The sequence below is a fragment of the Staphylococcus pettenkoferi genome, assembly GCF_002902685.1.
GTDB classification, from domain to species: domain Bacteria; phylum Bacillota; class Bacilli; order Staphylococcales; family Staphylococcaceae; genus Staphylococcus; species Staphylococcus pettenkoferi.
In genome coordinates this window covers 1-514 of sequence record NZ_PPRN01000097.1, presented here as the reverse complement: position 1 = coordinate 514, position 514 = coordinate 1, and the positions used below count along the sequence as shown (strand labels likewise).

1 tRNA gene is annotated in these 514 nt (G+C 36.0%); it reads left to right on the top strand.

Going from position 1 to position 514, the window contains the following annotated elements:
* Positions 1-144 precede the first annotated feature (144 nt).
* A tRNA-Ile gene (locus CD126_RS11790) sits at positions 145-221 on the top strand.
* Positions 222-514: the final 293 nt, after the last annotated feature.

Below are 514 nucleotides of genomic sequence, written 5' to 3'. Positions count from 1 at the left end.
CCTTTCTAAGGATTATTATTCGGAACATCTTCGTAGAAGATGAAAGCGGAATAACGGTGACATATTGCATTTAGTTTTGAATGCTCATGAAGAGTATTCAATTAAATAGAGGAAAGTGAAAACGCTTGAATCGAAAATAATTGAGGGCCTATAGCTCAGCTGGTTAGAGCGCACGCCTGATAAGCGTGAGGTCGGTGGTTCGAGTCCACTTAGGCCCACCATTTATTTGACAAGTTTCTATTGTGTTTATTAAAATGAAATTTGTTCTCAAGAGTACTAACTTTTGAAGTTGCACATTGAAAACTAGATAGTAAGTAATAGATTTTACCAAGCAAAACCGAGTGAATTAGAGTTTTTAAAAGCTTGAATTCAAAAATAATCGCTAGTGTTCAATAGAACACTCACAGATTAATAACTAAGGTTTTAAGTGGTTGACTTAAAACAATTGAGATTAAGTTATTAAGGGCGCACGGTGAATGCCTTGGCACTAGAAGCCGATGAAGGACGTTACTAA